Origin of the sequence: Streptomyces caeni, from assembly GCF_042678285.1 — a bacterium.
Classification (GTDB): domain Bacteria; phylum Actinomycetota; class Actinomycetes; order Streptomycetales; family Streptomycetaceae; genus Streptomyces; species Streptomyces caeni.
Genome location: NZ_JBHUDX010000044.1, coordinates 1 through 5,106, shown reverse-complemented (window position 1 = coordinate 5,106; position 5,106 = coordinate 1). Strand labels below are relative to the sequence as shown.

Annotated in this window: 1 protein-coding gene and 1 pseudogene; both read right to left on the bottom strand. The window is 74.2% G+C overall.

The window, feature by feature from the left end; translation table 11 throughout:
• On the bottom strand, positions 1-4,999 hold a 4,999-nt coding region (locus ACFSL4_RS15775; protein WP_381082928.1), incomplete at its 3' end, for an SDR family NAD(P)-dependent oxidoreductase.
• Positions 5,000-5,008: 9 nt separating this feature from the next.
• Positions 5,009-5,053 (bottom strand): annotated as a pseudogene (locus ACFSL4_RS15770) (hypothetical protein); the annotation flags it as partial.
• Positions 5,054-5,106 lie beyond the last annotated feature (53 nt).

Here is a 5,106-nt window from a genome sequence, read left to right as displayed (position 1 = left end):
GCAACTCCACCGCCATCCCCACCCACTGACCCCCCTGACCAGGGAAGACGAACACCGGGCGGTCGTCGGTGCCGGTCGCTGCGGTGACGGTGTGGGCGGTGGTGCCGCCCTGGGCGACGGCCAGCAGCCCGGACAGTAGTTCGTCTCGGTCGGTGCCGACCACCACGGCCCGGTGCTCGTGCGCCGAGCGGGTGGCGGCGAGTGCCAGACCGGTGTCCTGGTAGGGCAGTTCACGGACGGCGGGCGAGGAGAGCAGGAGCTGGGCCTGGCCGCGCAGGGCGGTCGCCGAGCGGGCCGTCAGCACCCACGGGACCACCAGCGCGGCCTGCGTGTCGCCGGAGGTACGGTCGGTCTCCGGGAACTGCTCGACGACGACATGCGCGTTGGTGCCGCTCACCCCGAACGCGGAGACCGCGGCCCGCCGGGGCCGCCCCAGTTCCGGCCAGGGCCGGGCCTCGGTGAGGACGTGCACGTTTCCGCTGTCCCAGTCGACCTCCTGGGTCAGCCGGTCGACGTGGAGGGTCCTGGGCAGGACACCGTGCCGGAGCGCCATCACGGTCTTGATGAGTCCCGCGACGCCCGCGGCCGCCTGCGTGTGGCCGATGTTGGACTTCAACGAACCTATCCACAACGGCTGTTGGTCGTCGCGCTCCTGACCGTAGGTGGCGAGCAGCGCCTGCGCCTCGATGGGGTCGCCGAGCCTGGTCCCGGTGCCGTGCGCCTCGACGAGGTCGACGTCGGCGGCGCGGACGCCCGCATTGGCGAGGGCCTGGCGTATGACGCGCTGCTGGGAGGGGCCGTTGGGCGCGGACAGGCCGTTGGAGGCGCCGTCCTGGTTCACCGCGCTGCCGCGCACCACCGCCAGCACGCGGTGCCCGTTGCGCCGGGCGTCGGAGAGCCGTTCCACGACGACCATGCCGACGCCCTCGGCCCACGCTGTTCCGTCGGCGGTGTCGGCGAACGCCTTGCAGCGGCCGTCGGGCGACAGTCCGCGCTGCCGGCTGAACTCCACGAACAGGTCGGGCGTGGACAGCACGGCGACGCCGCCCACGAGGGCGAGTTCGCACTCGCCGGTGCGCAGCGCCTGCCCGGCGAGGTGCAGGGCGACCAGCGACGAGGAGCAGGCGGTGTCGACGGTCACCGCCGGCCCCTCCAGGCCGAAGGTGTAGGCGAGGCGACCGGACAGGACGCTGCCGGTGCTGCCGGTGAGGAGATAGCCCTCGTAGTTGTCGGCGGCGCGGGCGAGGAGCGAAGAGTAGGTCTGGCCGCTGGCGCCGACGAAGACGCCGGTGCGCGAGCCGCGCAGGGCGGCGGGGTCGAGTCCGGCGCGTTCCAGGGCCTCCCAGGAGGTCTCCAGAAGGAGTCGCTGCTGGGGGTCCATGGCGACGGCCTCGCGCGGGGAGATCCCGAAGAATGCCGCGTCGAACCCGGCGACGTCGTGCAGGAAGCCGCCGTGGCGGGCGTAGGTGGTGCCCTGCCGGTCCGGGTCGGGGTCGTAGAGGCCGGTGGGGTCCCAGCCGCGGTCGGCGGGGAAGCCGGACATGCCGTCGCCGCCGGAGAGGACCAGTTCCCACAGGTCGTCGGGCGAGTCGACCCCGCCGGGGAAGTGGCAGGCGATGCCGACGACGGCGAGGGGCTCCTGGCTGTCGGCCGTGACGGCGGGGGCCGGGGCGGTCGTGCCGGGGAGCTCGCCGCTGACGTCGGCGACGATGCGCGCCGCGAGGGCGCGGGGTGTCGGGTGGTCGAAGACGAGGGTGGCGGGAAGCCGGACACCGGTCTCGGTGTTCAGGCGGTTGCGCAGTTCGACGGCGGTCAGCGAGTCGAAGCCCATCTCCTGGAAGGCGCGGCCCGCCTCGACCGCGTCCGGGGAGCCGTGCCCGAGGACGGCGGACGCCTGGGCCCGCACCAGGTCGAGGACGATCCGCAGCTGCTCGTCCTCGCTACGGCCGTGCAGGCGCCTGCGCAGTCCGGTGGCCGGGGTGCCGGCGCCGTCCTGGGCGCGCGGGGCCGTCGCACGGACCAGGCCGCGCAGGAGCGGCGATCCCGCGCCGCCGCGCCCGCGCAGTCCCGCCAGGTCGAGGCGGGCCGGCACGAGGGTCGGGGCGCCGTGCTCCAGCGCCGCGTCGAACAGGGCGAGACCGTCGGCCTCGGTCAGCGGCACCAGGCCGCCGCCCGCCATGCGCCGCCGGTCGACGTCGCCGAGGGACGCCGCCATGCCGCCGGGCTGCCCCCACAGTCCCCACGCCATCGACACGGCGGGCAGGCCGAGCGCCCTGCGGTGTTCGACGAGGGCGTCGAGGAAGGTGTTGGCCGCGCAGTACCCGGCCTGGCCGGCCGCACCGAAGGTGGCGGCGGCGGACGCGAAGACCACGAAGTGGGCAAGGTCGAGTCCGCGGGTCAGGTCGTGCAGATGCCAGGCGGCATCGGCCTTGGGCCGCAGCACGGTGTCCACCCGCTCGGGGGTGAGGGAGGTGATGATCCCGTCGTCGAGCACGCCGGCCGCGTGGATCACGCCGTGCAGGGTGGAGTTCTCGGTGATGGTGTCGAGCAGTCGGGCCAGGGCGTCGCGGTCCGAGACGTCGCAGGCGACCACGTCCGCCTGGGCACCCAACTCGGACAGTTCCGCGAGGAGTTGGTCGACTCCCGGGGTACGGCTTCCGCGACGTCCGGCGAGCACCAGGCGGCGTACGCCGTGCCGCGTGACGAGGTGCCGGGCGATCAGGCCGCCCAGGGCGCCGCCCGCACCGGTGACGAGGACCGTCCCGTCGGCGGCCGTGTCCCGGGGCTCTGTCTGCGGGACAGTGAGGACGACCTTGCCGATGTGCCGGGCCTGGCCGAGGAAGCGGAACGCCTCGCCGGCCGCACGGGCGTCCCAGGTGGTCACCGGGAGCGGTCGCAGGGCCCCGCTCTCGAAGAGGTCCACGAGCGCGGTCAACATCTCACCGATGCGGTCGGGGCCCGCTTCGAGCATGTCGAACGCCTGGTAGCGCACGCCCGGGTGGGCCGCCGTCACCTCCTCGGGGTGCCGGATGTCGGTCTTGCCCATCTCCAGGAAGCGTCCGCCCCGCGGCAGCAGCGCGGCCGAGGTGTCGACGTACTCCTTCGCGAGGGAGTTCAGGACGACGTCCATGCCGCGACCGGCGGTGACCTCGGCGAATCGCCGGCCGAAGTCGAGGGTGCGGGAGGATGCGAGGTGATCGTCGGGGATGCCCAGGGACCGGACGGTGTCCCACTTGCCTGGGCTCGCCGTGGCGAAGACCTCCGCGCCGAGATGCCGGGCGAGCTGCACGGCGGCCATGCCGACGCCGCCGGCTGCCGCATGGACCAGGACCGACTCGCCCGCCTTCAGGTCCGCCAGGTCCACGAGGCCGTAGTACGCCGTGAGGAAGACGACGGGCACGGCGGCCGCGTCGGTGAACGACCAGCCGTCGGGGATCCGGATGAGCAGCCTGCAGTCCGTGACGGCCACGGGGCCGAGGAGGCCGTAGAAGAGACCCATCACTCGGTCGCCGGGAGCGATTCCGGACACCCCCGGTCCGACCTCCAGGACGACTCCGGCACCCTCTGCGCCGACGCGCGCCTCGCCCGGATACATGCCGAGGGCGATGAGGACGTCCCGGAAGTTCAGGCCCCCCGCCCGCATGCCGACCCTGACCTCGCCCTCCGCGAGCGGCCGGCCGGCCTCCGGGTACGGCGCGAGGGCCAGGTTCCCGTCGAGGGTGCCCCGGCCGAGGGTCTCCAGGCGCCACGGCTGTCCGTCCGGCACCTCGAGTCCCGCCGACGTCCGGGCGAGCCTGGGGACGAGGACGTCCGCGCCGCGCACCGCCCACTCGGTCTCGTCGCCGTCCGCGAGGGCGGCCAACCGGGGCCAGGCGTCGGCGGGTTCGTCGACGTCTACCAGGAGGAAACGGCCGGGGTTCTCCACGCCCGCCGACCGTACGAGCCCGCGCGCGGCCGCGTGCGCCGGTCCGGTGACCTGCTCGCCCGGACGTGCAGCGACCGCGCGGCGGGTCAGCAGCAGCAGACGCGCGCCGGCGAAGCGCTCGTCCGTGATCCAGGTCTGGGCGAGGTGCAGGGCACGATGGGTGATGGCGTGGGCCAGGTCGGGGAGGCGGTCGTCCGCGGCGGTGGCCGTGTCGAAGCCGGGCTGATCGTCTGCGCCGGTGGGGGTGTCGATGCTGGGCACGACCACCAGGTCGGGCAGCGGCGTGCCGGAGTCGACGGCGTCGGCGAGGTCGTCGATGCCTGTGTAGGTGGCGGCTGCTCCGGCCGCCAGGGCCTGTGCGGCGTACGGGGTGCCATCCGCCGCCAGCACGGCCCAGGTCAGCGTGTCGGCCGGAGCCGGCAGCGGCTGCTCGACCCACTCGACACGGAACAACGCGTCAAGGTTGCGTCGGCTGTCCGCGCGCAGTCGCTCGGCAGTCACGGGCCGGAGCACGAGCGCGTCGGCGGTGGCGACGAGCTGCCCGGAGGTGTCGGCGACGGCGAGCGCGAGGCTGTCGTCACCGGTGCGCAGGAGGTGGACGCGCAGCGACGACGCGCCCCAGGCCCGCATCTCGACCCCGCTCCACGAGAAGGGCAGCCGCCCCGAGGTGTTCTCCGCACCGAGCAGCCCGCCCGCTCCCACGGCGTGCAGTGCGGCGTCCAGCAGGGCGGGGTGCAGCGCGAACGCCGCCGCGTCGCCGCTCACCCCGGTGGGCAGGGCGACCTCGGCGAAGAGCTCCTCACCGCGCCGCCATACGCCGCGCAGGCCTTGGAAGGCCGGGCCGTAGGCGAAGCCCACGTCCGCGAAACGGTCGTAGAGATCGGCGGTGTCGACAGGGGCGGCGTCCGACGGAGGCCACGTTCCGGTGACGGCAAGGGAGTTGGGGGAGGTTCGTACGGTGGTGAGGGCGCCTGTCGCGTGTTCCTGCCAGGGCTTCTCGCCCCCCGTCTCCGACGGTTCCGGGCGCGAGTGGATCGACAGAGCGCGCCGGCCGGAGTCATCCTGGTGTCCCACGACCACCTGGAGCTGTACGGCGTCCCGCTCGGGGAGGACGAGGGGGTGGTGCAGGGTGAGTTCTTCGACGGTGGGGGCACCGACCTGGTCGCCCGCCCAGACGGCCA